This is a genomic window from Mesorhizobium sp. M3A.F.Ca.ET.175.01.1.1, from assembly GCF_004791945.1.
Lineage (GTDB): Bacteria > Pseudomonadota > Alphaproteobacteria > Rhizobiales > Rhizobiaceae > Mesorhizobium.
Map to the genome: position 1 here is coordinate 37,548 of NZ_SRTP01000020.1, position 26,424 is coordinate 63,971.

Annotated in this window: 21 protein-coding genes and 3 pseudogenes; 4 read left to right on the plus strand and 20 right to left on the minus strand. The window is 60.3% G+C overall.

Translation table 11 applies throughout. The features are described 5' to 3' along the window. Nucleotides 1-30: 30 nt before the first annotated feature. From EN818_RS28795 to EN818_RS28830, 9 genes and pseudogenes are all read right to left on the minus strand, one after another. Nucleotides 31-3,033, minus strand: a complete 3,003-nt coding sequence (locus EN818_RS28795; protein WP_210237131.1) for a sialidase family protein — start codon at nucleotides 3,031-3,033, stop codon at nucleotides 31-33. A gap of 268 nt (nucleotides 3,034-3,301) precedes the next feature. Continuing rightward, nucleotides 3,302-4,288, minus strand: a complete 987-nt coding sequence (locus EN818_RS28800) for an ABC transporter permease (protein WP_095521183.1) — start codon at nucleotides 4,286-4,288, stop codon at nucleotides 3,302-3,304. Continuing rightward, nucleotides 4,281-5,288 carry an ABC transporter permease gene (locus EN818_RS28805; RefSeq protein ID WP_095521182.1) on the minus strand — a complete coding sequence of 336 codons (1,008 nt, stop codon included), beginning with the start codon at nucleotides 5,286-5,288 and terminating at the stop codon, nucleotides 4,281-4,283. Before EN818_RS28805 ends, EN818_RS28800 begins: the two co-directional genes overlap by 8 nt. A gap of 92 nt (nucleotides 5,289-5,380) precedes the next feature. Then, complete coding sequence (locus EN818_RS28810; RefSeq protein WP_095521273.1) at nucleotides 5,381-7,075, minus strand: peptide ABC transporter substrate-binding protein; 1,695 nt, start codon at nucleotides 7,073-7,075, stop codon at nucleotides 5,381-5,383. 136 nt (nucleotides 7,076-7,211) lie between these two features. Next, nucleotides 7,212-8,231: an ABC transporter ATP-binding protein gene (locus tag EN818_RS28815; protein ID WP_280950416.1), complete on the minus strand. Its 1,020-nt coding sequence runs from the start codon at nucleotides 8,229-8,231 to the stop codon at nucleotides 7,212-7,214. After that, on the minus strand, nucleotides 8,221-9,303 hold the full coding sequence (locus tag EN818_RS28820) for an ABC transporter ATP-binding protein (protein WP_236379412.1): 1,083 nt from the start codon (nucleotides 9,301-9,303) through the stop codon (nucleotides 8,221-8,223). The genes EN818_RS28815 and EN818_RS28820 overlap by 11 nt, the downstream gene beginning before the upstream one ends. 144 nt (nucleotides 9,304-9,447) lie before the next feature. Then, entirely contained in the window at nucleotides 9,448-9,756 is a 309-nt protein-coding gene (locus EN818_RS33910) for an acyl-homoserine-lactone synthase (protein ID WP_245491215.1), read from the minus strand. A gap of 2 nt (nucleotides 9,757-9,758) precedes the next feature. Further along, nucleotides 9,759-9,917, minus strand: a complete 159-nt coding sequence (locus tag EN818_RS33915) for a hypothetical protein (protein ID WP_245521428.1) — start codon at nucleotides 9,915-9,917, stop codon at nucleotides 9,759-9,761. Between the two features lie 118 nt (nucleotides 9,918-10,035). After that, a pseudogene (locus EN818_RS28830) lies at nucleotides 10,036-10,265 on the minus strand (helix-turn-helix transcriptional regulator); the annotation flags it as partial. Nucleotides 10,266-10,344: 79 nt separating this feature from the next. Between EN818_RS28830 and EN818_RS33920 the strand changes: the two are divergent. Then, nucleotides 10,345-11,044, plus strand: a pseudogene (locus EN818_RS33920) (transposase); the annotation flags it as partial. Here EN818_RS33920 and EN818_RS28840 read toward each other — a convergent pair. The 7 genes from EN818_RS28840 to EN818_RS28870 all read right to left on the minus strand — a co-directional run bounded on the left by EN818_RS28840 (nucleotide 11,013) and on the right by EN818_RS28870 (nucleotide 18,169). Further along, nucleotides 11,013-11,198 (minus strand): hypothetical protein, encoded by a 186-nt coding sequence (locus tag EN818_RS28840; RefSeq protein ID WP_236379422.1) that lies wholly within the window; start codon nucleotides 11,196-11,198, stop codon nucleotides 11,013-11,015. The pseudogene EN818_RS33920 and the gene EN818_RS28840 overlap by 32 nt on opposite strands. 89 nt (nucleotides 11,199-11,287) lie before the next feature. Continuing rightward, nucleotides 11,288-12,172: a formyltetrahydrofolate deformylase gene (purU, locus tag EN818_RS28845; RefSeq protein ID WP_095521180.1), complete on the minus strand. Its 885-nt coding sequence runs from the start codon at nucleotides 12,170-12,172 to the stop codon at nucleotides 11,288-11,290. Nucleotides 12,173-12,243: 71 nt separating this feature from the next. Then, nucleotides 12,244-13,134: a bifunctional methylenetetrahydrofolate dehydrogenase/methenyltetrahydrofolate cyclohydrolase FolD gene (gene folD, locus EN818_RS28850; RefSeq protein WP_095521179.1), complete on the minus strand. Its 891-nt coding sequence runs from the start codon at nucleotides 13,132-13,134 to the stop codon at nucleotides 12,244-12,246. A gap of 1 nt (nucleotide 13,135) precedes the next feature. Then, the gene (locus EN818_RS28855; protein ID WP_245316486.1) at nucleotides 13,136-13,723 is read right to left on the minus strand and encodes a sarcosine oxidase subunit gamma; all 588 of its coding nucleotides are present in this window, start codon (nucleotides 13,721-13,723) and stop codon (nucleotides 13,136-13,138) included. Beyond that, nucleotides 13,689-16,622 carry a sarcosine oxidase subunit alpha family protein gene (locus EN818_RS28860; protein WP_095521177.1) on the minus strand — a complete coding sequence of 978 codons (2,934 nt, stop codon included), beginning with the start codon at nucleotides 16,620-16,622 and terminating at the stop codon, nucleotides 13,689-13,691. Before EN818_RS28860 ends, EN818_RS28855 begins: the two co-directional genes overlap by 35 nt. Then, entirely contained in the window at nucleotides 16,619-16,909 is a 291-nt protein-coding gene (locus tag EN818_RS28865) for a sarcosine oxidase subunit delta (RefSeq protein WP_095521176.1), read from the minus strand. The genes EN818_RS28860 and EN818_RS28865 overlap by 4 nt, the downstream gene beginning before the upstream one ends. 9 nt (nucleotides 16,910-16,918) lie before the next feature. Beyond that, nucleotides 16,919-18,169: a sarcosine oxidase subunit beta family protein gene (locus EN818_RS28870; RefSeq protein ID WP_095521175.1), complete on the minus strand. Its 1,251-nt coding sequence runs from the start codon at nucleotides 18,167-18,169 to the stop codon at nucleotides 16,919-16,921. 125 nt (nucleotides 18,170-18,294) lie between these two features. Here EN818_RS28870 and EN818_RS28875 point away from each other — a divergent pair, with 125 nt between their 5' ends. Then, complete coding sequence (locus EN818_RS28875) at nucleotides 18,295-19,308, plus strand: GlxA family transcriptional regulator (RefSeq protein WP_206073422.1); 1,014 nt, start codon at nucleotides 18,295-18,297, stop codon at nucleotides 19,306-19,308. 34 nt (nucleotides 19,309-19,342) lie between these two features. Here the strand turns inward: EN818_RS28875 and EN818_RS28880 are convergent, their stop codons facing one another. From EN818_RS28880 to EN818_RS28890, 3 genes are all read right to left on the minus strand, one after another. Next, the gene (locus EN818_RS28880; protein WP_095521174.1) at nucleotides 19,343-19,771 is read right to left on the minus strand and encodes a thioesterase family protein; all 429 of its coding nucleotides are present in this window, start codon (nucleotides 19,769-19,771) and stop codon (nucleotides 19,343-19,345) included. Nucleotides 19,772-19,918: 147 nt separating this feature from the next. Further along, complete coding sequence (locus EN818_RS28885) at nucleotides 19,919-20,728, minus strand: enoyl-CoA hydratase-related protein (protein ID WP_095521173.1); 810 nt, start codon at nucleotides 20,726-20,728, stop codon at nucleotides 19,919-19,921. A gap of 17 nt (nucleotides 20,729-20,745) precedes the next feature. Next, nucleotides 20,746-22,917: an acetate--CoA ligase family protein gene (locus EN818_RS28890; RefSeq protein WP_145972136.1), complete on the minus strand. Its 2,172-nt coding sequence runs from the start codon at nucleotides 22,915-22,917 to the stop codon at nucleotides 20,746-20,748. Between the two features lie 58 nt (nucleotides 22,918-22,975). Here EN818_RS28890 and EN818_RS28895 point away from each other — a divergent pair, with 58 nt between their 5' ends. After that, complete coding sequence (locus EN818_RS28895; protein ID WP_095521171.1) at nucleotides 22,976-24,025, plus strand: AraC family transcriptional regulator; 1,050 nt, start codon at nucleotides 22,976-22,978, stop codon at nucleotides 24,023-24,025. An 89-nt stretch (nucleotides 24,026-24,114) separates the two neighbouring features. Next, a pseudogene (locus EN818_RS28900) lies at nucleotides 24,115-24,892 on the plus strand (IS5 family transposase). 298 nt (nucleotides 24,893-25,190) lie between these two features. Here the strand turns inward: EN818_RS28900 and EN818_RS28905 are convergent. Continuing rightward, nucleotides 25,191-26,324: a porin gene (locus EN818_RS28905; RefSeq protein WP_095521269.1), complete on the minus strand. Its 1,134-nt coding sequence runs from the start codon at nucleotides 26,322-26,324 to the stop codon at nucleotides 25,191-25,193. Nucleotides 26,325-26,424 lie beyond the last annotated feature (100 nt).

Below are 26,424 nucleotides of genomic sequence, written 5' to 3' on the forward strand. Positions count from 1 at the left end.
ACTCAGCTATATGTGTCCCCTCACGGGCGCCTAGGCCTTCCCAGTCCCGAGCACCTCGAAGCCACCGCTCTTGAGTGCGGCATTGAGCGCAGTGACCTCGTCATTCACGACCTCGTCCAGCTTTTTAATCTCGCTGTCGACCCTCGACATGATCTCATCGGAAACATGACGGGCCTGCACGGTCGGCGCCGCGTCGCCGATTTCGACCACGGTGACGAGGTCGATCAGCTTATCATGCCAGCCAGCAGGATTACGGTCGTCGCTGTCGCGCGGCGTCTCCCGCTTGATGTCGACCAGCGTTCCCTCGATCGCCTCGAGCCGCCCGAACAGTGCCTGCGTGCGCTCGCCAAGCGATTTGTCACTGCCGCCGAGCCGCTTCTGCAGATCCGCGAGTTGACGCTTTAGGAGCCGGATCCGATTGACCGCCTGATTGAGCGATGAGACCTTGCCGAACAGCTCTTGTAAGAGCACGAACTGCTCGGCGAAGTCCTTGTCAGTCGTCGCTACGCGGGGGTCCTTGACGACGGTGAGGCCGGCCATCTGACTCTTTCCGTCCGCCTGCAGCTCAACCTTATAGCTGCCGGGTACCACCGCCGGGCCGCTCGGATCCTCGTCCTCCATCGCGAGAGGCTCGTACTTCCGGGTTATCAGCGATTTGTCGAGTTTGGATGGTCCCCGATGCTTGAGGTCCCAAACGAAACGGTTGAGGCCGGCCTTAGTGCCCGGCTTCTTATCGAAGGACGCTTCTTGGTCGTCGCTCGTGAAAGCGATGATGGTCTTTCCCGTGGCGTCCTGGAAAGTGAGCTTGACCGGGCCCTCCGCATCCTCGGGCAGCCAGTAATAGACGATCGCTCCGATCGGCGGGTTTTCGCCGCAGTCGAGATAGTGGCGATGGCTCCGTCCACCCTCCAGCTCCACGCCCTCTGTGCCGGCGCCGATGCCGAAAGCCGGGCTGTAGCTCATGCCGGCCTTGGAACCTTTCCGGGCCCCGTACCGGAGCTTGGTCCGGACCGTGGGGCGCGGGCTCATCAGCCTCGCGTCGTTCTGATCCACGGCCAGCTCGCGCAAGGCCGTAATGTCGTCGAGGATCCAGAAGGACCGGCCATGAGTGCCGGCGACCAGATCGCTTCCCTTGATCTTGAGATCGTAGACCGGCACCACGGGCAAGCCGCCGGCCAGACGCGACCAGTGCGCGCCCTCGTCGAGACTGAAGAAGACCGCCGTCTCGGTGCCGACGAAGAGTAGTCCCGGCCGCACCGGGTCGGCTCGCACCACGCGCGTGATTTCGCCGTTCGGCAAGTTGCCATTGATCGGCTGCCAACTCTTGCCGCCATCCCTGGTGCGGAAGAGATAAGGTTGATAGTCGGCGAGCTTGTAGCGTGTCGCCGCTACATAGACGGTATCGGCGTCATGCGACGAGATCTCGACGCAGCCGACATAGGCGAGTTCGGGCATGGCGTCGGGCGTGACGTTCCTCCAGTCGATCCCGTCGTTCCGCGTCACATGGACGAGGCCGTCATCGGTAGACGCCCAGATCTCCCCCTTGCGATGCCGGGATTCGACGACCGATGCGCACGTCGCATGCACCTCCGCGCCGGAGTTGTCGTGGGTCAAGACGCCGCCCGAGTAATCCTGCCGAGCCGGGTCGCTGAGGCTGAGATCGGGCGAGATCGCGGTCCAGCTCGATCCTTCATCGCGGCTGCGGAAGACGTGATTGCCCCCGGCATACAGCGTCTTCGGATCATGCGGCGAGAAGGTGATCGGGAAAGTCCAGGCGAAGCGGTACCGCATGTTCTTCGGCGCCATGCCACTCGTTTTTTCTGGCCAGACACTGACGACGCGAATCTGCCGGGTACGGTGGTCGTAGCGTTGCAGAGCTCCACAGCCGCCTGGGCTCGAGCCGGTCGCGCCGCAATAGACGATGTCGGGGTCCTCAGGATCGACGGCGATGAAGCCGCTCTCGCCGGTCCCCGGATAAGTGCAATCACCCAAGGTGATGACGCCCGTTTCCGAGGCGCTCGGGACTGAGATCGCGGTGTTGTCCTGCTGGGTGGCGTAGACCCGATAAGGGTGCCGATCGTCAACGTCGATGCGATAGAACTGCGCCGTCATCTGATTGTAGATCGACGACCAGGTTCTGCCACCGTTGAAGGTGACGCAGGCGCCGCCGTCGTTGCCTTGGATCATCCGCTTGGGATTGGCAGGATCGATCCATAGATCGTGGTTGTCGCTGTAAGGCGTCGTCAAGTTGGTGAAGCTCGCCCCGCCATCGGTCGACTTCCACATTTGCAAGTTGTTCACGTAGACGGTATCGGCATGTACGGTGTCGGCGAAGACGTGGGTGTAGTACCAGGGGCGATGGATCAGATCGCGATTTTGCGAGACATGGACCCAGCGGTCTCCGTAATCGTCAGTGCGGTAGAGCCCGATCTTGTCGCCCTCCGCCTCGATGAGCGCGTAGACGCGCCCGCGCTGCGCCTGCGAGACGGAGACGCCAAGCTTGCCGAGCACCCCGCCCGGTAGGCCGTTGCGACCGGACAGCTCCTCCCAGGTGTCGCCGCCGTCAAGCGACCGGAAGAGTCCGCTCCCCGGCCCACCGCTGTTCAGGTTCCAGAAACTACGCCGCGTCTCCCAAGTCGTGGCAAAAAGGATGCGCGGATTGCTGGGATCCATCGAAATATCGACGGCGCCGGCGTCGGGATTGCGGTAGAGGACCTTCTGCCAGGTCTTGCCGCCGTCCTTGGAGCGGAACACGCCCCTTTCCTCATTGGAACCGAACGCGTCGCCCAGAGCCGCGACAAAGACGATGTCCGGATCGAGCGGGTGAATGCAGATCTTGCCAATGTGGCGGGTCTCTCTCAGCCCCAGATGAACCCAACTGCGGCCGGCATCGGTCGACCTATAGACGCCATCGCCGTAAGAGACGTCGACGCGGATCGTCGTCTCGCCCGTACCGGCATAGATGACATTCGAGTTGGAGCGGGCAACCGCGAGCGCGCCGACGCTGGCGCTCGTGAAGAAACCGTCGGACACGCAGCGCCAATAAACTCCGCCGTCGATTGTCTTCCAAACCCCGCCCGCGCAGGCGCCAAAATAGAACACCATTGGATCATTCGGATCCCCAGCGACGGCCACAACGCGGCCGCCTCTGGCGGGTCCGATGCAGCGCCATTTGAGGGCCTCGAGACACTTAGGGTCAGTTACATGGGTTTGCTTCAACATTTCAACTCGCTGATAGTTGGCATTGGATTGTTACTGCTTCACTTCTTCTCGTCGTATGCTTTCAGGTATCGAAGGTGCATCATCGCCGCAGTCGCGGATCGAGCGCATCTCTGAAGCCGTCACCGATATAGTTGACGCTGAGGACGGTCAGCGAAATCGCAATGCCCGGCCACAGCACTAGTTGCGGGGAGACCTGCATGTATTCGATCCCGTCATAGAGCAGTCGTCCCCAAGTCGGAAAATCCGGCGGAAAGCCCAGGCCAAGAAACGAAAGCACGCTTTCCGCGATAATGGCATCGGCGATGCCGAGAGTAGCCGAGACAATGATCGGCGACATGACGTTGGGCAGCACATGCCGAATAATGATCCGGTGCGGCGGGGTGCCGATGCTGCGCGACGCCATTACGAATTCGCGCTGCTTGACGGCCAACACTTCGCCGCGCACGATGCGTGCCATGCCCATCCAGCTCATCACGCCGATGATCGACACGATGAGGGTGAAACTCCCTAGATCGTTTCCGAGAATTTTTGCCACCGCATCGCGGAACAGCATCACTGCGACCAATAGCAGTGGGAGCACCGGTAATGACAGAAAGAGATCGGTGAGCCGCATCAGCGGCCCATCAAGGGATTTGAAGTAGCCGGTAAGGACACCGATAAGCGTTCCAAGAAAAATAGAGATGATCATCGCCGCCAGGCCGACGGCGATCGCAACGCGCCCACCTGTCATCATCCGCGCGAGAAGATCGCGCCCAAGCTGGTCGGTGCCGAACGGATGGGCCCAACTTGGTCCCGCATTCATGGCTGTGAAGTCGATATAGGCGGGGCTTACGCGCCAAACGAAGGGGCCGAAGACGACAGCGACGACAATTACGAAGAAGACGCCCGCCCCGGCCACCGCGCCTTTGTGGGTCTTGAACTGGTCCCAGACGTCCCAACACTGATTGCGCGGCGGAACCTTAAGCACCACAAGGTCCACGCCGGCGATGGGATCGGTAGTTGCCGTTTCCGAAACAGGCGCCTCGGCAACGTTTTTCGGTTCGTTGTAGCTAACCAGCTCAGTCATAGCGAATCCTGGGATCAAGTACGCCGTAGAGCAGATCGGCGATCAGGTTGAAGACGACGATCAGCACAGCGAAGATGAAGGCCAATGTCTGCACCGTCGGCACGTCGTTGGCGTAGATGGCGGTGATCAGGAGTTGGCCGATCCCGTTAACCCTGAAGATCTGCTCGGTGACGATGGCACCGCCGAAGACGCTCGGCAGTCCCAGCGTGATGACAGTGACCACCGGGATCATCGAATTGCGCAGGACGTGGATGAAAACGACGACATTCTCGCCCATGCCCTTGGCCCGAGCCGTGCGGACATAGTCCTGCTCGAGATTGTCGAGCATTGACGAGCGCAGATAGCGGCTGATGGAAGCGATAGTCTGAACTGCAAGAACCATCACCGGCATGGCCATCTGCAGAAATTGCTCGGTGAAGTTGCTCCAGCTGTTGACGATAAGATTGGTGTTATAGATTGTCGGAAGCCAGTCGAGGTAGACGGCGAAGATCAGGATCGCCAGAACGCCCGAGAAGAAGGGCGGCACGGCAAGGCCGAGCATCGACAGGAAGGTGCCGATCTGATCGAATACTGAATATTGCTTGTAGGCTGAGACAATTCCGATCGGCACAGCAATCAGCACGCCGACGATGTAGGCCAGGCCGACAACCAACAGCGTCTGCGGAAGGCGCTCGGCGATCATGCTGAAAACCGGACCGCGTGTTTGCCAGGAGATGATCCGCTGCATACCGTCCGAAAGATGCGTCCCGAACAGAATGTCGAAACCACGCAGCGGCTCGATTACGAAGAACTGCTTCAGCCACAGCAGATATTGCACGATCAGCGGCTCGTCGACGCCAAGGGCAGCACGCATCTTTTCGCGCACTTCGGGCGGAATGGTCAGCGGCAACTGCGATAGCGGATCGCCTGGCGCGAGTTTGAGCAGCGAGAAGATCATGAGGCTGATCAAGAATAAGGTCGGGACCGCCATAAGCAGTCGCCGGATGGCATAGTTGAGCATGCGCGGCACCTATTGCTGGCGGCCGGGGCAACGCCCGCGGCCGGCATGGAGATGGAAAGCGGCGCGCCCTCTCCAAGGAGGCGCAGGCAATCTCACTTCCTGCGATACCAGTCCTGAGCGTTCCAAAACCTGGAATCCCCGCTGCCGACATACCCGCCTAGTGTCTTAGAGGTCGCCGAGACGCTGCTGCGCCAGACCAGCGGCATGATCGCGTAACTGTCACTCAGAATGGTGTTGAGCTTTTTGACAATCTCGGCGCGCTTCTCGATGGCGGCGGTCTTGCCGAGTTCCTTCACCAGCGCGTCGTAATTCGTGTCGCAGTAGCGCGGAACATTACTGCCTTGCCACTGCTTGTCCGGCAGCGGAGCCTTGTTACAGGTGTAGGTTGCGACATATTCGCCGGGGTCGGGAGCGTCAGAGTAATTGGTCCACATCTGGACATCGGCATAGAACTTCTGGTATGTATCCGGGCTGCTCGGGTCGCTGCTGAAGAAGACCGAGGCGTCGAGGCTCCTCAGTTCCACATCGACCCCTATCTCGTGCCACCACTGCTTGATGATCGCTTGGAACTGGTTGCGCGTGGCGTTGGTCGTAGTTACGAAGGTGAGCTTCAGCTTTTTGCTATCCTTCTCCCGGATCCCATCGGGACCCGGCTTCCAGCCCGCTTCATCAAGAAGCTTCACGGCACCCGGAATATCCTGCTTCAAGCACTCCGTGTTGCCGGCGGCGAAGATCGGCGGCGCCGGAACGAAGTCGCATGTGGGCTTGCCCATGGAGCCGTAGCCGATCTCACTCAACCTCGCGCGGTCCAGCGCCATCGACAGAGCCTGGCGCACGCGAACGTCGCTGAGTATCGGGTGTGGATGCTTGTCCGTCGAACGCTCCTCCGGCGGTAGACTGGCCGAGGGATCGGTCAAGTTCATAAAAAGAGTTTCGACATTCGTTCCGAAAACCGAGAGGAGTTTGCCCTTGCCCCCTTTCTCCATTTTGCTCAGCACGTCCGGAGCAACCTGCAACATCCCGGCGTAGTCATATTCGCTGGTCTGCAGCACGGCACGAGCCGCCCCGAGCGCATCGCCGCCGCCCTTGAAGTTGACCCCCGCGAAAGCGGGCTTGTTCGGATCGCGGTAGTTCGGGTTGGCCTTGAGCTGGACCGCGTCATTCGGCTTGAAGTTGGCGACGACAAACGGCCCGGTGCCGACCGGATAGAAATTGGCTTCCGTGCAGGTTGGTGCTTTTGTGCCCAGGCAGTCGGCGAACTGTTTGGCCTGGATGATCGGAGACCACATGGCGACAAAGAGAGTGTAGGGGACGACCGTCAGCTCCTTGAAGGTTACCTTCACGGTCAGGTCATCCAGCGCCTCGACCTTGTCGACACCCTGGAACCTAGCAAGTGCTGCGCAGCCACCCTTTGGGTCCATGCAGTAGTTGGCAGTGAAGACCACGTCCTTCGCCGTGACCGTCGTGCCATCAGACCATTTGAGACCAGGCTTCAGCTTCCAGGTGATCGACTTCAGATCCTTGGCGACGCCACCGTTCTCGACGGTTGGGATTTCCGCCGCAAGCCGCGGGAAAAGCTCGCCATTCTCGTCGTAGCTGGCTAGCGGCTCGAGCACAAGAGAGGCGGCGTCGGTGTCCTTTTCCCCGCCCGAGAGATAGGGATTCATGATCGATGGCGCCTGCCAAGACAGGATGTTGACGACGCCGTCTGTACCGCGTTCGGCCAATGCCGGTGTCGCGACGAGGCTTGCCACGCCCGCCCCCGCTAGCAATGAAACCATTCTCAACATCTACTACTTCCTCCCTTGCTGAATGACGGCCCAGCTGCCGCCGGCCTTGTGATGTCAGTCCTCATCTCCTTCCCATCGGGAAAGGTGGATGGTTTGGCAGGATTGCCTCGATCGAGCTTCCCGCCATTTCCTGTTACTCGGCTCGGTGGCAAGCGACCCACCGGTTGCCGGCCACCTTTCGCCAAGCCGGTTGCTCTGCCGCGCACCGGTCGAACGCGACCGGGCAGCGGGTGCGAAATCGACACCCCGAAGGCGGATTGGCCGGGCTCGGTAAATCGCCCTTCAGGATGATGCGCTGCCGCGCGCGCTCGACCCTCGGATCCGGCACCGGGACCGCAGAGAGCAACGCCTTCGTGTAGGGATGCATTGGGTCTTTGTAGATGAGGTCGCGTGGGCCGAGTTCCATCACCTTGCCCAGGTACATCACCGCGACGTCCTCACACAGATGACGAACCATTGAAAGATCATGGCTGATGAAGAGGTATGTCAGCGAGAATTGCTCCTGCAGGTCTTTAAGAAGATTGACCACCTGGGCTTGGATGGAGACATCCAGGGCGGCGATCGGCTCATCGCAGACGATGAAATCCGGATTGAGCGCGAGCGCCCGGGCGATGCCAATGCGTTGGCGCTGACCGCCGGAGAATTCGTGCGGGTAGCGGTTGGCGAATTTCGGATTAAGGCCAACGGCATCGAGCAACTCGCGGGTCCGCTTCTCCTTTTCCTTGCCTTTCAGCGCTCGGTGTTCGTTGAGCGGTTCGGCGATGATTGAACCGACCGTCATGCGCGGATTAAGACAGGCCTGCGGATCTTGGAAAATCATTTGCATGCGCGCGCGCATGCGGCGCAGCTTTTTGCCTTGGATGTGCGTGATGTCTTCGCCATCAAATTCGATGCGGCCGCCGGTGGGGTCGTAAAGGCGCAGGATGACCCGCCCCGTCGTCGTCTTGCCGCAGCCGCTCTCGCCGACCAAGCCCAGCGTCCGGCCTCGCCTGACTTCCAAATTCACGCCATCCACCGCTCTGATGCCGCCCACCTGGCGCCCGAGGACACCCCGATAGGTCGGGAAATGCAAGGTTAGATCAATGATACGGAGCAGGACGTCGTCCGGGCCGGCCTGTGGTTTTATGGTGAGGACGCCCGGCTCAGACATCATCGCGCGGACTTCCCTCGATAACGTCCCACCAGCATGCCGCATCATGGCCTTCGCCCACAGGCATTAGCGGTGGCCTTTCGCTGCGACACCGGTCAAAAGCATGCGGACATCGTGGCGCGAAGGGACAGCTCGTCGGAAAGACAGTGAGATGCGGCGGCTGGCCCCCAACGCTCTTCAGTCGCTCCTGCCCAGCCATATCGGCCCGCGGCACGGTTTCCAGAAGCGCGCGCGTATAGGGATGACGGGGATTTGCGTAGAGATCGTCGGCAGCGGCGCACTCGACAACGAGTCCGCCGTACATGACCATCACCCGGTCGGCGATCCCGGCTACCACACCGAGATCATGCGTGATCCAGATAACGCTCATGCCCATTTCCTGGCGCAGCTTCTGGACGAGCTCCAGGATCTGGGCTTGGATCGTCACGTCGAGGGCGGTCGTCGGCTCATCGGCGATAAGCACCTTTGGGTCGCAGGCGAGCGCAATGGCGATCATCACCCGCTGGCACATCCCTCCGGAGAACTGGTGCGGATAGTCGTTTATCCTGTCCTGTGGCGAGGGAATGCCGACCCGGGAGAGAAGCTCGATCGCACGTTTGCGCGCCTCGCTGCGGCCTAGACCGAGATGCTTGCGTAACGGCTCCATCAGCTGGTAGCCGACCGTGAAGACCGGGTTGAGCGATGTCATCGGGTCCTGGAAGATGAACCCAACCTCGCCGCCGCGGACCTTTCGCATTTCGCTCGGGTCGAGCGACAAAAGATCCCTGTCCCCAAGACGCACCCTTCCAGACACGATTTCGGCAGGTGGCGACGGCAGGAGCCTCAAGAGCGACATCATCGTGACGCTCTTGCCCGACCCGCTTTCACCAACCACCCCCAGAAGCTCACCGCGATTGAGGTGGAAACTCACGCCGTTGGCCGCATAGATTCTAGTTCTGCGAGACCAGAAGACCGTCTGAAGATCAGATACCTCCAAAACAGGCCTCGAAGTTCCATCTTGAATTAAGTCGCGCGCCTCCCAATCCAAGGTGGTTCCGCAGCGTTTCAATAGATCAGGCCGCTTCAGTTCGGGCACGGTGGATGCTCTTTTCTAAGATTTTATCTCATTGACCAAGTCGAGCGGCTCGTTGCTTCCGCAAATCGCATGCCGCCTTGGCCAAGGAAATGCCCGTAGAGGCGACGCTCGCGGAGCCAATTCACGCGGTCCATCGGGTGATGATTAGGTTGCGCAATTAGAATCGCATTGACATTTCCGGTCATTCTTTTGACATCTGCCGCCATATCGGCGCTTGGTGATGCTGAATCGCATCTTACGGTTGCGGCTAGAGCGGCGCCCGAGCTGATTGAATGGTTGGCGATCCCAAATTGGCGATTGATAGTTCAAACTGTCTGCCGGGGATGGAGCCGGCCTCGCTTTGGACGCCGTCTTCCCCTCCAACAGCACCGGAAAAGTATCACGAAGCATGGTCGGCCTGTTCGACTGAAGCAGCCGGACGCAACCATCGACCCGACCGTCGAAACCTCGCAAGATCAGATAATGCGCTTGAGCGCATGGAAGGAATCGATCTCGTACCCACCATTCGTCCGCACGTCCCAGTCCAAGCCGCTCCTTGAATATCGCAGACGGTGTATTTCGTGCAGTTCGTCGGCGAAGTCGCCATAGCAGTCGGGTGCGACAAGTTTCATCATGAGCCCTCTGGGCAGAAAATGACCTGCCATTGGAGGCAAATGCGCCCGACGAACAGCCTGGGCACCTGCACAGGGGCCAAGACGGATCTGTTCTCAGAGAATTGAAGATCGTGAGGACCAGCAGCGCGACCGCCTCGTTTTTGGTGCGCATGCCGAGCTTCTTCTTGGCATTGTCCCGATGGAAGGCGGCGGTGCGCCGCGTGATCCCCAAGATGCAGGCGATATCCCAGGCGGACTTGCCGCGTGCCGCCTACTGCAGGCACTCATATTCGGCTTGCGGCGAACGTAAATGTGAAAGCAGGTCGCCATGAGTTGAAGAGCTTGTTGATATCGCTCGGCGATGCGCAGTGCCCTGCCTTCGGGTTTTCGGACCGTTCTGAGCTGGAATTTCCACTTATAATCCCGGTATCGGGCGAAGGAGGATTGCGTGAAGAGGTCGAAGTTTCCGGAGGCGCAGATCGCCTTCATTCTGCAGGAGGCGGAAGAAGGGACTGCGGTCGCTGAGGTCCGCCGAAAGGCGGCCATCTTGGATGGAACGTTCTACACCTGGAAGAAGCGCTACCGCGGACTGACGCCGTCCGAGGTCAAGCGCATGCGACAGCTTGAAGACGAGAACAATCGCTGAAAAAAGATCGTCGCCGCGCTCGACGAGGCGATGCTGCAGGATGTCGTTCGCCGAAAGCCATGAGGCCTGCCCATCGGCGGCTTGTTGATGAGGTACGGGCGGATTGGAAGGTGTCGATCCGCCGGGCCTGCGCTACGTTTCTCATCGACACGTCGCTCTATCGCTACAAGTCGAAGCGCGGCGAGCAGGCCGACCTCAAAGTCCGGATCAGGGAGATTGCCGAGACACGGGCGCGCTATGATTACCGGCGCGTCCTGTGCTGTTGCGCCGTGAGGGCCGGGTTGTCAATTCGAAGCGGATCTATCGTCCTTACAAGGAGATGGGCCTTCGGCTCCGGACCAAGACATCGGGTGAAAGCGAAGCTGCGAGAGGACAGAACCGATGCGACACACAGTCACCAGATCTGGGCATGGGACTTCGTTCATGACCAACTGGCGACCGGCCGCAAGATCCGTGTTCTCACAGCCTCGCTACCTTCTCGCGCCTCTCGCCGGTGGTGGATCCACTGGTTGCGACGGCAAGGACAAATAGGCGAAGGTGATCAGCTCGAGTCCTGCGGCCGCACCAGCCATGGCCTCGCGGAAATCCGCCTCATCGACGCTTTCCGACAGCTTCTCCAGGAATGTCTCAAAGACAATTTGCATGTCCTTCGTCATGCCTTGAACCCAATCTCTCAAATCTGACTGCGGCGCGCCGCTGTCCGACGGTCAGCTTTCACATTGGCAGGCATGCGTTTGGTACGCTCTCATCCCATCCGTTCCGAAGCGTGCGAGCCCGGTGAAGCTGGGAAGACCACCGTCTTGTTCCCGTTGAGGAAGACACGGCGGTGGATGTGCGCATGGATCGCGCGTGCGAGAACCTGGCTTTCGACGTCGCGCCCGAGCGATACATAGTCGGACGGGTTCTGGGCGTGGGTGACGCGAACCGTGTCCTGTTCGATGATCGGCCCCTCGTCGAGATCCGCGGTCACATAATGCGAGGTTGCGCCGATCAGCTTCACCCCGCGTTCAAAGGCCTGCTTGTAGGGGTTCGCTCCTTTGAATGACGGCAGAAAGGAGTGATGGATGTTGATGATGCGGCCGGACATCTTCTCGGACATCTCATTCGACAGCACCTGCATGTATCGGGCGAGCACGATCAGCTCCGCGCCGGTCTCCTCGACGATACGCATCTGCTGCGCCTCGGCTTCGCGCTTATTCTCCTTCGTAACTTTGACGTAGTGGAACGGAATGTCATGGTTCACGACCAGCTTTTGGTAGTCCAGATGGTTGGAGATCACCGACACGATATTGACTGGCAGCGCTCCGATGCGCCAGCGATACAGAAGGTCATTGAGACAGTGGCCGAAGCGCGAGACCATGATGATCACCCTCATCTTCTGGCTCTCGTCATGGAAGGCGAAGTCCATTTCGAACGTCTCGGCGGTGTCAGCAAAGCCGTTGCGCAGCGCGTCGAGGCCAGCGCCATCTTCAGAGATAAAGCTCACACGCATGAAGAAGTTGCCGGTCTGCGTATCGTCGAACTGCGAGCTGTCGGTGATGTTACAGCCGCTTTCGGCGAGGTAGCCTGCGATGGCGGCGACGATCCCGCGCTTGGACTTGCAGGTGACGGTCAGGTAGTATTTGTCCATAGCGAGCTTGCTCGTGTGTGCGGAAGAGATCGATTCGGGCGTGTCAGGTAGAGCGCCGGATTGCACGGGGCTCATAAGGTGAGCCCCTCAGGCTCGGACAGCCTATGAGCACGGCAGCAGGCGGTAACCGTGTTGGCGAGAAGACAGGCGATGGTCATGGGACCGACGCCTCCCGGCACTGGCGTTATCGCTCCCGCTACCTCCGCCGCGCTTCTAAAATCCACGTCACCCACCAAGTGCTGCTTGCCGTCTCGTGCGATCCGATTGATGCCCACATCGATTACCGTCGCGCCTGCCTTGACCCAGTCGCCGGGGATCATCTCGGGGCGGCCGACGGCAGCGACAAGGATGTCGGCCCGACGGCAGATTGATGCCAGATCCCGTGTACGCGAATGAGCGATGGTTACGGTGCAGTTGTCGCCGAGCAGGAGTTGCGCCATCGGTTTTCCGACGATGTTCGAGCGCCCCACGACCACGGCTTCGAGCCCGGACAGATCGCCGAGATGGCTTCGCAGCAACATCAGGCAACCCAATGGGGTACATGGCACCATCGCATTTTGTCCCGTGCCCAGAAGCCCGACATTCGAAATGTGAAACCCATCGACATCTTTTGCCGGGTCGATCGCATTGAGCACGAGATCGCCGTTCAGATGACTGGGTAGAGGGAGCTGGACAAGGACACCATGAATATCCGGATCGGAATTCAGCTGCTCGATTAGAGCAAGCAGATCGGCCTGAGACGTTTCAGTGGGGAGCTTGTGTTCAAGGCTGTTCATGCCAGCCTCGATAGTCTGCCGTCCTTTGTTGCGCACATAGACTTCCGACGCCGGATCATCGCCTACTAGAACCACAGCCAGGCCCGGCGTAATGCCGTGCTCCTGCTTGAGCCAGGCCACATGCCCAGCAACCCTCGACCGTAGCTGCGCCGCGGACGCTTTGCCGTCGATGATCTGAGCGGTCATGTTACCTTTCCTCTAGCCGCTTCGCCGCCGTTTCCAGGGCGTGCCAGAGCGATCCGGCGGACGAGCGCGCGCCCAGCACGGCAATATGAGCGTCGCCGCGGCGGATGACGAAACAGGTCATATGCTCAAGGCCGGTCCGCGTCGCGCGGCCCGGGCCAAAGTCCGCGAGATCGACGTTAACAAGCTTCGACAGCAATGCGTTGAGAGGCCTTGAGCCGGCCCGCGATACAATCTCGAAAGCGACCCAGCCATCGGTCTGCTCGGTCACCGAGCAGCCGGGGGCGAGTTGCTTGAGCTCGGCGGCAAAATCCAGCTCGGCGCGGCCTTCCGCCTCGATCATCCACTGATCCAGCCCGGTCCACACCGCGGCAACCCCCTGCCCTGCAACGCAACGGCCGGGTCCGGGAAGAGTGAGGCCGAACGGCGTCGGCTCAACAGTTCCGCGGCGCAGCACCAGAGAGGCAAGCGCCAGACCCCCGTTCTCACGGATCTCCAACGCCCCGAACGATGCGAGGCGTGGTAGCGCGGCACCGAGCGCGGTGATGGGCCTCAGGTCACTCACGAAGACGTGCTCCTTCAGGATCGACAAAATGCGCCGGCACGACCCGCAGGCGCGCGCTTTCGCCTTCGAGCGGGTTCGCGGCCACGATCACCTCGCCCAGCCGTTCATCGCCGTTCTCTAGGAAACCGAGCCCGATCATCGAGCCGACATGCGGACTGTAGCAAGCCGACGTGATCCAACCCTGGTCGGTATCGAATTTCCTCGGTGCGTCTTCCGCAAAAAGATGTGAGCCGCTGACCACCTTCCCGGCAGGATCGACGGCCCGCAGCCCGACCAGGCGTCGCCTGTCGCCCGCAAGGCCCTCGCGCCGCGACATCACGGCGCCGACGGAATCCTTCTTCTGCGACACCATACTGCCAAGTCCGACCATGGCGGCCGTCGCCTGTCCGTTCAATTCGGGGCCGGCGGCGTGTCCCTTCTCAATCCGCAGCACGCCCAGAGCCTCGGTGCCATAGGGCGTCGCTCCAAGATCGGCTCCCAATTCCATCAGCCGCTCGATCAATGCGTGGCCGTATCGGGCGGGAACCGCAACTTCATAGGCGAGTTCGCCCGAGAAGGAGATGCGGAAGAGCCGCGCGCGCAGGCCGTCGCAGACGGTGAGCTCCGCGCAGGCCATAAAGGGGAAGGCCTCGTTCGACAGGTCGAACCCGTCGACGATGCGGGCGAGCAGAGCGCGCGACTTCGGCCCGGCGACTGCGATCTGCGCCCAGGCATCGGTCGTGGAGATGAGCTGGACGTCGAGTTCCGGCCACAGGCATTGCCGCGCGAATTCCATGTTGCGATAGACCAGACCGGCGTTGGCGGTCGTCGTGGTGACCACACAATGATCCTCGGCCAGCCGCGCGCAGGTGCCGTCGTCATAGGCAAATCCGTCTTCGCGCAGCATAAGCCCGTAGCGGACTCGGCCGACTTTCAGCGTGGCCATCATGTTGCAGTAGAGACGGTTGAGAAACTCGCCCACGTCGGCGCCCTGCACATCGATCTTGCCAAGCGTCGTCACATCACACAGGCCCACTGCGCCGCGCACGGCCCTGGCCTCGCGGTCCACGCTCTGGCGCCAGTGCGTTTCACCCGCACGCGCGAAATATTGCGCGCGCATCCACTGGCCGACCTCGACGAACACCGCGCCCTGCGCCTTGGCCCAGTGATGGGTGGGTGTGAGGCGGCGTGGTCGGAAATGCCGCCCTACATCGCCGCCGCCCAGGACAGAGAGCGTCACTGGAGTGTAAGGTGGGCGGAAAATCGTTGTTCCAGTTTCCGGGATCGACCTCCCGGTCAGCTCCGCCATCACGGCAAGACCGGTCACATTTGAGGTTTTGCCTTGGTCCGTCGCCATGCCCAGAGTCGTGTAGCGTTTCAAATGCTCTACCGGCCCCATGTTCTCGGCATGGGCGAGCTTGATGTCCTTCACCGTCACGTCATTCTGGAAATCGACCCAGGCGCGCTTCTTGCCCGGTACATGGAAGACGTGCGCAACCGTGTAGTCTGCCTCCTCGGCGCGCGGCAAATCGGGCAACGATGCCGCGATTCCAAGTTCGTCCATCGCACGCTGTGCGGCTTGCGCGCCGGAACGCAAGGCGTCGGCGGTGGAAAAATGGCCCGCCGCCGCACCTGCCGGAATTAGTCCTAGGGCCCCCTCCTCCCCAGGCAGGAACGCCTGCAGCGGTTCATTCCAAACAGGCCGACCGCGATGATGCGAAAAGAGATGCACATTCGGGTTCCAGCCGCCAGAGACCCCAAGCGCGCCGCACTCGATCCATTCGGACCTGCCGTTTTCCTGAACCTTTATCGACTTCAGGCCAAGCCGGCCGCGTGAGCCAGTCACCATGCCCCCCGCGATCAGTCGGTAGTCACCGCGAGCCTTCGCCTCGGGGCGCGCGTCGATGACGGCGGCGATCTGGACACCCTTAGCGGCCAGATCGCGCGCGGTGTGATGACCGTCATCGTTATTGGTAAAGACGGCGACCGTCTCGGACGGGCATGCCGCCCAGCGATTGGCGTAAGCCCGCATCGCGCCGGCCAGCATGATTCCCGGACGGTCATTGTCGGCGAAGGCGATGGGCCGCTCTGTCGCGCCCGCCGCCAATATCGCGCGCTTCGCCGTGATACGCCAGAGTGTCTGGCGCACACACCCGTTCGCCTCTGGGAAATGATCGGACACGCTTTCCACCGCGCCATAGATGCCGTGATCATAGACCCCGAAAACCGTGGTGCGACGCATCACGCGAATATTCGGCAGGCTCTCGAATTCAGCCTCCAACGCTGAGATCCAGTTGGTAGCTTGCCCTCCGTCCAGCGTTCCCGTCTCGGACAGAAGCTGCCCGCCCAGGCGGAAATCCTCGTCGGCCAAAATCACACGCGCGCCCCCGCGCGCCGCCGTCAGCGCCGCCGCAAGCCCGGCCGCCCCCCCGCCGATGACCAAGAGATCGCAATGCAGGAAGCCCTTGTCATAGATATCGGGATCAGCCTGCATTGAAAGGCGCCCGAGGCCTGCCGCCCTGCGGATCGCCGGCTCGTAAAGCTTTTCCCAGAAGCCCTTCGGCCACATGAAAGTCTTGTAGTAGAAACCGGCCGTCAAGAAGGGCGACAACAAGTCGTTTATCGCCAGTGCGTCGAATCCGAGCGAAGGCCAGCGGTTCTGGCTTCGCGCCTGCAGCCCTTCGAACAGCTCCACCACCGTGGCTCGCGTGTTCGGCTCCTGCCGCGCGCCCGAGCGGAGTTCGACGATAGCGTTCGGTTCCTCCGAACCGGCCGAGAGAACCCCGCGCGGGCGGTGATATTTGAAACTGCGGCCCACAAGACGCACGCCATTGGCCAGAAGCGCCGAGGCGAGCGTGTCTCCGGGATGGCCCTGGTAGCGCTTGCCGTCGAAACTGAAGTTCAAGGTCCGCGAGCGGTCGATCAGCCCTCCGGCTAGCCGTGTCATTTGCCGCACCTCGTCCGCGAAAGGGGGACATTGCGGGCCAGTTCCGCACCGAGGACTTCATGGGTGACCGTGTCGCGCGTGACCACCAGCCATGACCGGTCGCCCTGCTCGTGGAACCACAGTTCGCGGTGCACGCCCGCCGGGTTGTCGCGCAGGAAGACGTAGTCGCAAAAGGCGGCCTCGGCATCGGGCGCGGAGGAGTCTGGACGGTCGATGAGCCGCGCGTCGCCCAGATAGGTGAATTCCTGCGCATCACGCGGGCCTAGAAGTGGATGTGGGATCAGCATTGGACCGCCTTAGTGGAGATTGGGCTGGGCACCGGCGCCGCGCTCGTCGACCACATGGCCGCGTGCGAAACGGTCGATGCGGTAGGCGCGCGCGGTCTCGTGGGGTGCGCCGGTGGCAAGAAGATGGGCGAAGGCATAGCCGCTGGCTGGCGTCGCCTTGAAGCCGCCATAGCACCAGCCGCCGTTGAAATAGAGGCCATCGATTTGCGTGCGGTCGATGATCGGCGAACCGTCCATCGACATGTCCACCACGCCCCCCCACATGCGCAAGAGCCGCGCCCGCCCAATCATGGGCATCAGCGCCATGCCGCCTTCGGCGACGTCCTCCACCACCGGCAGGTTGCCGCGTTGGGCATAGGAATTGTAGCCGTCGATATCGCCGCCGAAGACAAGTCCGCCCTTGTCGGACTGGCTGATGTAGAAATGGCCTGCCCCGAACGTGATCACACCAGGAATGGTGGGTTTGAGCCCCTCCGTGACAAAGGCCTGCAAAACATGGCTTTCGATCGGAAGCCGCATTCCAGCCATTGCCATGACGCGGCCCGAGGACCCCGCCACCGCCACCCCGACCCTGTCGGCGGCGATATAGCCGCGCGATGTCTCCACGCCACGCACCTTGCCGCGATCGAGCCGGACACCGGTCACCTCGCAATTCTGGATCAGGTCCACGCCGTGGCTGTCGGCGCCGCGCGCATAGCCCCAGGCCACGCCGTCGTGCCGCGCGGTGCCCGCCCGCGGCTGCACCAGGCCACCTTTGATCGGGAAGCGCGCGTTGTCGTAGTTCAGGAACGGAACCATGGCGCGCAGTTCCTCTCGACCTAGCAGCCGGGCGCCCGCCCCCGCCAGCATCATGGCGTTGCCGCGGCGGCGGAAGGCATCACGCTGCGCATCCGTATGATAAAGGTTGATGATGCCGCGCTGGGAAACCATCGCGTTGAAGTTGAGCTCCTGTTCCAGTCCTTCCCAGAGCTTCATCGAGAACTCATAGAAGGGCTCGTTGCCGGCAAGCAGGTAGTTCGAACGGATGATCGTCGTGTTTCGCCCGACATTCCCGGATCCGAGCCAACCCTTCTCCAGCACGGCGATACGGGATCGCCCGAAACTCTTGGCCAGATAATACGCTGTCGCCAAGCCGTGACCGCCCCCGCCGACGATCACGTAGTCATAGGCGGGCTTGGGCTCAGGGTTGCGCCAGAGCGGCCGCCACCCGGTATGCCCCTTGAGCGCTTCAGCAAAGACGCGGAAGCCCGAAAACTTCATATCAAGAACTCCTTGGACTGCCGAGACTATGTCACGGCAAGGGCAGTGAGGTGTTTTCAAAATTGACTCATGTGTGCTTTTGCCGGACATGTTCGAACGATGTGGACGATAGGATTTTCAACGGGATGATTGACGGGAATCACGGCAGCGCGCGGCGATACGGTTTCCTGCTGATCGAAGGCTATGCCCTGATGTCCGCGGCCTCCGCGGTCGAGCCGCTGCGCGCCGCCAACCTGCTTAGCGGGCGGACCCTTTACGATCTGAACTTCATCTCGGCCAAGGGCGGGTGGATGCGCAGTTCCGTCTCGGGCGCGTTCGAGACCGAACCTGTTTCAGAGGCAGGCACTAATTTCGACATTCTGTTTGTCGTGGCGGGCGGCAATCCGCTGACCTATCGCGACGACAGGATTCTGGGCTGGCTGCGCCGTCTTGCCCGGTCGGGAGTGCCTTTGGGCGGAATCTCAGGCGGGGCGGCAATCCTGGCCGCGGCGGGTGTGATGTCGTCACGCCGGTTTACGATCCACTGGCAACACATCGATGCAATGCGCGAGATCTATCCTGAGGCGCTGATTGAACGCCGCCTCTTCGTCATCGATCGCGACCGCTTTACCTGCGCCGGCGGCATGGCTCCCCTGGACATGGCCCACGCCCTGATCGCTTCAGATCACGGTGTGGAATTGGCCCGCGCGGTCAGCGATTGGTTCATCCATACCGGCATCCGGCAGGCCGAGGCCCCGCAGCAATTGGACCCGGTGCGCAGGTATGATCTGCACCATCCCGCTCTGGTCGCCATGGTGCAACTGATGACGAGTCATATCGCGGACCCGCTAAAGCTAGAGGATTTGGCTCATCTGAGCGGTATCGGGGCGCGGCAATTGGAGCGGCTGACAAAGAACCAGCTTGGACAGAGCGTGATGCAGTTCTATCGGTCTCTGCGGTTGGAGAAGGCCGATGAGATTCTGCAGCAGTCGAACCTTCCGCTCGTCGAGGTGGCGCTTGCCACGGGCTTTTCCAACCGTAGTCATTTCTCACGCGCCTTTCAGGCCCACTTTGGCATTGGCCCCGCCACTCGACGCAAACGGCGCGGCCGCGAAGAGGCTCCGGATCAGTCTGACCGAAGAATCCTGGGGAGAAACTAAGCAGCGGGCCCAGTAGAGCGTTCCAAGCAGGCTCTTAGCCTTCGGCACACACCGGTCCCAGTGATCTCAACTTATGGAGGAAGGGTTCGGGAAGCGGCGTGCTGCGACCATTTTTTCGATCGACAAGCACGTGAGTGACTTCAGCTGTAGCCATTGGCTTACCTTCGATCCATAAACCTTGGCCCACAAGAAATGATGATCTGCCAGTCCGGAGTAACAATGATCCCACAACGATCTTGTTTGGATACTTTATCTCTGCGCGCAGGTCCATGGCGATCCGCGCAATCGGCAGTATGTAGTCGTCGGAAGCCAGCATCGTGTCGAATATTGCCCTGCCAGCGGCAAAATAGGACGAGTATACACCGACGTTCACATGACCGAGAGCGTCGGTATCACAGAACCGGACATGCTCGTCAGCAAAATGCTGGAAAAGCTCAATATCTAGCAGTCGTGCGTCGTTCATCTTGTCACCAACGAAGTCAGTTGGATACGCAAGCTGCGCCCGTCATCTCGAGAAGCGTCCATCGGCTGTGTCCCCACTCACCAACCCGCATTTCAAACGCCAGTCACTGTACCTGGGAGGTTGTGCCGCTGAATATATCTCTAGTGATTACCTGCCCCTCCACTGGGGCTTACGCTTTTCCATGAAAGCCCGTGGTCCTTCGAGGCTATCTTCAGAGTTCGCTATAGCTTTGTACTTTTTCAATTCACTTGGAGGGTTTCTAACCGCTGCGAAACCGTCCCTTGCAGAGAGGTGCGATGTATAGCGCATAACTTCCTTGAGACCTTCAATGGCGAGCGGGGCAGATTCGCAGATCTTCTCGGCATGGCGCATCGCCGCGGCCAGAGCCTCTCCCAGGGGAACAACCTCGTTCACAAGGCCCCATCGAGCAGCCTCAGACGCCGAGATCGGCTTGCCGGTCATCATGAGGTGCATTGCAATATTGTACGGTATCCGGCGATGCAGGTTCTGAATGCCGCCCGCCATCGGCAAAAGCCCGATCCGCGTCTCAGGGAGAAGGAAGCGCGCATGCTCGGCCGCTACGATCATATCGCACGCGAGCGTGATCTCGAAGCCTCCTCCCGCCGCGGCGCCGTTGACAGCGGCTATTACCGGCTTTGTCAGACCCCAGAACTCCGCAATGCCACCGAACCCCCCAGGGCCGTTGCCGACCTGCGTATCATAATAGAGGTCGGCGGTTAGGCTTTCATCGGACTCCTTCAAGTCCCAACCGCCGCTGAAGATGCGGTCCCCGGCGCCTGTGAGGATTGCCACTCGTAGGTCTTCGTCTTCCTGAAACGCCGCAAACGCAGCATAAATTTCTCGGCTCGTACGGCGAGAGATCGCATTCGCCGGCGGGTTGTCGATTGTGACAACAAGTATCTGTCCGTGGCGCTGAGTGCTAACTAGTGCGGTCATAGCGGCAGCCTTCTGGATTAGTGCTTCATATGTTGATTCTTGATGGCGGCTCTAACCGGCAGCGCGTCTACCGCAATCACTTCGGCATCAGTAATAATCACAGGATTCACATCGAACTCAGCAAGCTCGTCTTTCAGAGCATCAGCCATAATTGAGAATTTCGAGAATGCTCGGGCCAGTGCATGGACATCATACGGTTTCTCGCCACGACGGCCGTCGAATATCGGTCGAATCTTGAGGCGGTCGATTAGCTCTCGTGCGCGCTCCTCGTCGAAGGGCGCTAGCGCAATCTGCCGGTCGGCAAACAACTCGATCCATTTCCCGCCCGGAGAGACGGTTACCAGCGCGCCGAACTGAGGATCGACAACCATGCCAAAGCTCATCTCAACGCCGGAGGGGCTCATCCTCTGGACCATCACCTTAGGTCCCAGACGCTGTGTCAAATCCTTGTACGCTTCAGTCACCCGAGTAATGCTGTCCAGATTCAGCAAAACTCCACCGACGTCGGACTTATGATGGATCCCCGGCATCGCAGTCTTCAACACCACAGGAAAACCCGTCCTGTCGATCGCCGTCAGCACCTCCCGCAGATTCTCGCACTCGTGGTATGCCACCACCGGAATATCAAAAGCCTGCAATACCGACAGGCCAATCTTCTCACCATCGGAACCCGGCCGCGCGAGCAGGGCTTTAGCACTTTCAAGAGCTGATTGTGGCACCGAGAGGCGGACCTCCCTCGCGGCATTTTCTAGTCGCGCTTTAAAGGTGTCGACGGCCTTCACCGCCGTCATCGCGCAATCGACCCCGTTGATGAGTGGAACATCGCAATCCAACAATCGCGTAGCTATCTTAGAGTTCGCAATCCCCGAAAAGCTGCTCATCATAAACATCGGTTTTCCGGTCAACCGCTGCGTCTCAGCCACGATCTCGGCATATACGGTCCCAAATTGAAAGGCGTCCCCTGCCTCGGTTGCAATAGCGCCAAATGCGCTGTTGGGATCACGCATCATCACCTCTAAACAACGCGCAAAATGTGCTTTGGCGTCGGTACGGCTACCCCATGCATCCAGTGGGTTCTCCGCGATCATACCGTCGTCCAACTGGTCCTGCAGTTGGGCCAGCGTGGACTTACTAAGCTCAGCGAAAGTGGCGCCCTTGTCTTCCGCGATATCAACCATGAGTTCGCGCAGCCCGCCGGAATCCATCGCCACGCAGAGCCCACCTGAATTGGCATCCTTGACGTGCGCGAGTAACTGGGCTGTCGCCGCCAACTCATCGAGCGTCTTGACCGAGATCACATTGTAACGGTCGAAGAGCGCTTCATAGGTCGACGCGTCGCCGACGACCGCTCCACTATGACTTATGGCCATAGCGGCGCTCTTTGCCGTCCGGCCGACCTTGAGCGCGACAATCGGTATGCGCTTGCTAGCGGCCTTTCGTAGCGCTTCCACGAAGCGTGCGGGGTCACGGACCGTCTCGATAAACAATGCAACTGCTTTGGTCGAGGGCAACTCCAGCGCATAATCTAAGTAGTCCGCCAATGTGGTATTGATTTCCTGGCCGGACGACACGGTTAAATTGTACCTAAGACGCGTTAGATCAGTGGCTAGCGCTTGAATGACAGACCCGGAATGGGCGATCAATGAAACGTTTCCAGGCGCGGCCTTGGTAACCGGACAGGAGCTAAACGTTGCATGCGTGCTGTTGGTGAAGTTCTGAAACCCCATCCCGTTACCGCCGCAGATCGGTATTCTCGCTTCGGCGGCGATACGGGCCAGGCGATCGCGTTGTTCCATATTCCCGCAGTCCGCGAATATGACTGCCGCCCGTACGCCTAGCGCTACACATTCCGAGAAAACTTGCTCCAACGATCTCTGATTGACCGCAATTACAGCCAGGTCTGGCGTCTCTGGCAGTTCAGACACCGCGCTGAAGCAGTCGACATTTCCTATCTTCTTATAATTGCTGTTTACGGCGTAGAGGCGCCCGCGGTACCCACGCTCAACCATGTGGTCAACCGCGCTTTTGCCTAGGCTACCTTCAGTTGCCGAAGCACCGATAATCACGGCGGAATGAGGTTCAAGCAATGGCTTTAGCCAGTGGTTGGAGGGCACTTCGGAATTCTCCTTGAGGGGCAATTTCTTATAGCCAACATAGCCATGCTGACCCCATGCACATTGACATTTCATGCCACATTTTCGATAGTGCCCGCCAACAGGGGTCGTTGTCGACACCTAGGAGTACATCATGACGACCGCGGTTCTGAAGCTGCCCACTATTCCAATGCGCGTCTGCAAACCGGTCTTGGCCCATATGCGCGATCACGGCGTTGCGATCCCAGCACGTGATGCGCGTACTGGGTTTGACCTTTCGAAATTTCAAGTTGACGGTAAGCGTGTATTCCTCTGCGAGTGTATCGCTCTTATGGAGTTTGCCGCGCGAGAAATTTCCGAGCCGGCGTTTGGCCTTAACCTCGGCCGCACCTATAGTATTTATGACCTTGAGATCATCGGCTACATGATGCTGAACTCAAAGGATGTGGGAGACGCTCTACGGACATTTGTGCGGTATTTCAAACTTCGTGCCGACGGTTGTCGATTCGACCTCATTAGGGGAACAGAAGGGACTGCGGAGTTGACTTATACAGTTATCGCCCCCGGCGTCGCTGAATGCAGACAGGATGTTGAACTGGCGCTCGCCTGGGGCATGCAGATAATACGCACGCTATCAAGCCGTACCTGGCGCCCGATTAGCGTGCAGTTCACGCATACTCCCTTGGCCGCTATCGAGGATTACCGGGAGGTTTTTCAATCGCCAGTTCATTTCGAACAGGGTTCCAGTTCGATTCTTTTCGACAGCAGGGTGTTGGAACATCCTGTCGCCAACGCAGACCCGCAGTTGTTGGGCATTCTGCGGGACCAGGCAGAGAGCCTTATATCACGAGACACCTACTCTGCTGATCTGGCTTCGCTCGTAGGCGCGCAGATTGACCAAGCTCTGCTGCTGGGTAGGGCTCCCCGAATCGACTGGATTGCTAAGCAACTGGGCATGACCACACGAACGCTTCAACGTCGCCTGGACGAACAGGGACTAATGTTGCGTGATTTAGTCGACGCCAAGCGGAAAGCCGTCTCGACCGATCTACTGGAGAAATCTGATTACGGTCTTGCCGACATCGCCATGATCTTGGGCTACTCGGAGGTCAGCGCATTTGTTCGAGCTTTCACTCGCTGGACGGGTATGCCCCCAAAGGCATACCGAGTGCATTGGCGAGAACAGGCGCTCGCCAATGCCTGAGGTCGCACAGGTCGGCTCTCGTCGGCGTGATTAGTCTCTTAGAGGCTGTTTTGAATCGGTCTGAGGCTGGGGTATGATTCAAGCGTTGGATGTGGACAGAGCAGAGCCGTGGCCGGATGGCCCAGATCGCCAAGAAGACCAAGCGCTACCCGTCTGATTTGACCGACGAGGAGTGGGAGCAGTTCGCGCCGCCGATGCCCAAGCCGCGGCGCGTGGGCGTCCGCGTGAGGTTGATTTTCGCGAGGTGATCCATGCGGTGCGTTACCTGGTTCGCTCGGGGTGCGGCTGGCGGATGCTGCCGATTCATTTCGGGCCCTGGCAGACGGTCTATGGGTGGTTTCGCGAGCTGGCGCGGCGGTTTCTGTACTAGATCATCCACAACGTGGCTCTGATGCTGGATCGTGAGCGGGCTGGGCGCGAGGCGAGCACAACGGCGGCGGTGATTGACAGCCAGTCGGTGAAGGCTCCGCAAGCTGGAACAAGGGGTTACCGACGCCGGAAGATCGTCGGACGCAAGCGCCATATCGCCGTCGATACGGATGGACGCCTGTTGATGGTCAACCTAACGCCGGCCGATATCTCGGACAGCGCCGGCGCTCAGGCGATCTTGGATGGTATCCGCAAGCGCTGGCCCTGGGTGAAGCATCTGTTCGCCGATGACGCCTGCGATCAGCTGAAGCTCATGGACAAGGCAGCCTATCTGGACTTCGTGGTAGAGATCATCCGCAGATCCGACGACCAGAAGGACTTCGAAGTCTGGCCCGCCGCTGGGTTGTCGAGCGCACCTTCGGCTGGATGACAAGATGGCGCCGCCTCGTCCGCGACTACGAGAAGCGCATCGACGTCAGCCGCTGTACCGCTCTGTAGACAACGACATCCCCCGACGTGAGATTCAAATCCAGTTTTTCTGACAGTAGGTCGTCGCTACACGACGGCGACCCCTTCGATTCAGTCAGAATGCTCGACGCTCTAGAATGAAGGGCGCCTTGGTCAAGGGCGCCCTTCGCATCGGCGGCAGGCTTCGATCCCGGAGGCGCGGACCTAAGCACTTCGGAAGGAGCCGCCGATGAGCCCTTTTTTGGGCATCCCGCCGAGCCAACGCCGGCCGGGCGAGTCTAGCGCACGCAATTATGCGACGGGCGCTATGGTTAAATGCTTCGATCCGTCAGAACGAGCGCTGGAAGCGGAGGAGGCCGCCGAAGTTGTCGTCGTCATCGGCACCGGTCCAGTTGCTGACGGTCTCATCACCAAGATGGAAGTAGCTGGCTTCGGCCGTGATCGTCAGGCCGGGGACGATATCGTAGGCGATGTTCGCCACGACGCCGAGATTCTCACCTTCGTCATAGGAGATCTGGGTGTTGAACGAGGTCTTCTCGTTGACGGTGTAGGTGCCACCGCCCCAGACTGCCCAATTGCCGCTCCACAGCTTGTACATGCCGCGGCCGCCGGCGGGGATTGCGAAGCCGCCATCCGTGTAGTTGTCGTCCGTGCCGTAGCCGGCCATGATGAACAGCGACAGGTTCTCCATCGGGGTGACGTCGAGGCGAACCTTGCCGGCGACTTCTTCATAGTTGCTGTCGTAAGCAATGACGCCGGTGATCGCGCCCCAGCCCTGCGTCCACTTCACACCGCCGACGACATGCGGGACGTAGCTGTCGATCGTGAAGGCGCCGTAACCTTGTTCGAGCGAGACGACGGCGGAGAAGCCGTTGCCGGCGTCGAAATAGTACTGGACGACGTTGGTGTCGAAGCCACCGTAGGGAACCAGCGTATCGTTGAGGACGTTGCCGGCGTAGCCGCTGAACGTATCGAAGGCCGAGTCGTCCTTACCGACGCGCAGCCCACCGAGCTGGATCCAGGCGTAGGGCAGCGAAACGCCCGTGTTGCCGGCTTCGTTGAGGTACGGAGATGTATCGCCTTGGGTGTTGCGGAAGTTGAAGCGGGTCTCGGTGTACGTCTTCAACGTGCCGAGCTCGGTTTCCTGGCCGGTCGAGGTCTTCAGCGTGAAGCGAGCACGCTTCCAGTAGGTATCCTGATCGTCGCCGTCCTCGACGTCGACGGTCCCCGCACCGGTGAATGTGCCGACGTCGCCGACGCCGATGTCGTAGCGGACATAGCCGCCGATGCGCAGGCAGGTCTCGGTGCCGGGGATGTAGAAGTAGCCAGCGCCGTAGACGTCACAGATTCGGACGTATTCAGCGGGTTCCGGCTCGGCGACGACGACGGCGTCGGCGGCGCGCGCACCGGAAACTGCGACCAGTGCCGCAGCGGAGCCGAGAAGAAGGCTCTTGATGTTCATTTTGATCTCCACTCAAAAGTTGAAAAATGGGCCAGGGTATATTTGCTGGAAGAGAGCATCCCCACCCGGTCCCCGCGATCGAAAAAGGTGCGCTCGCGCT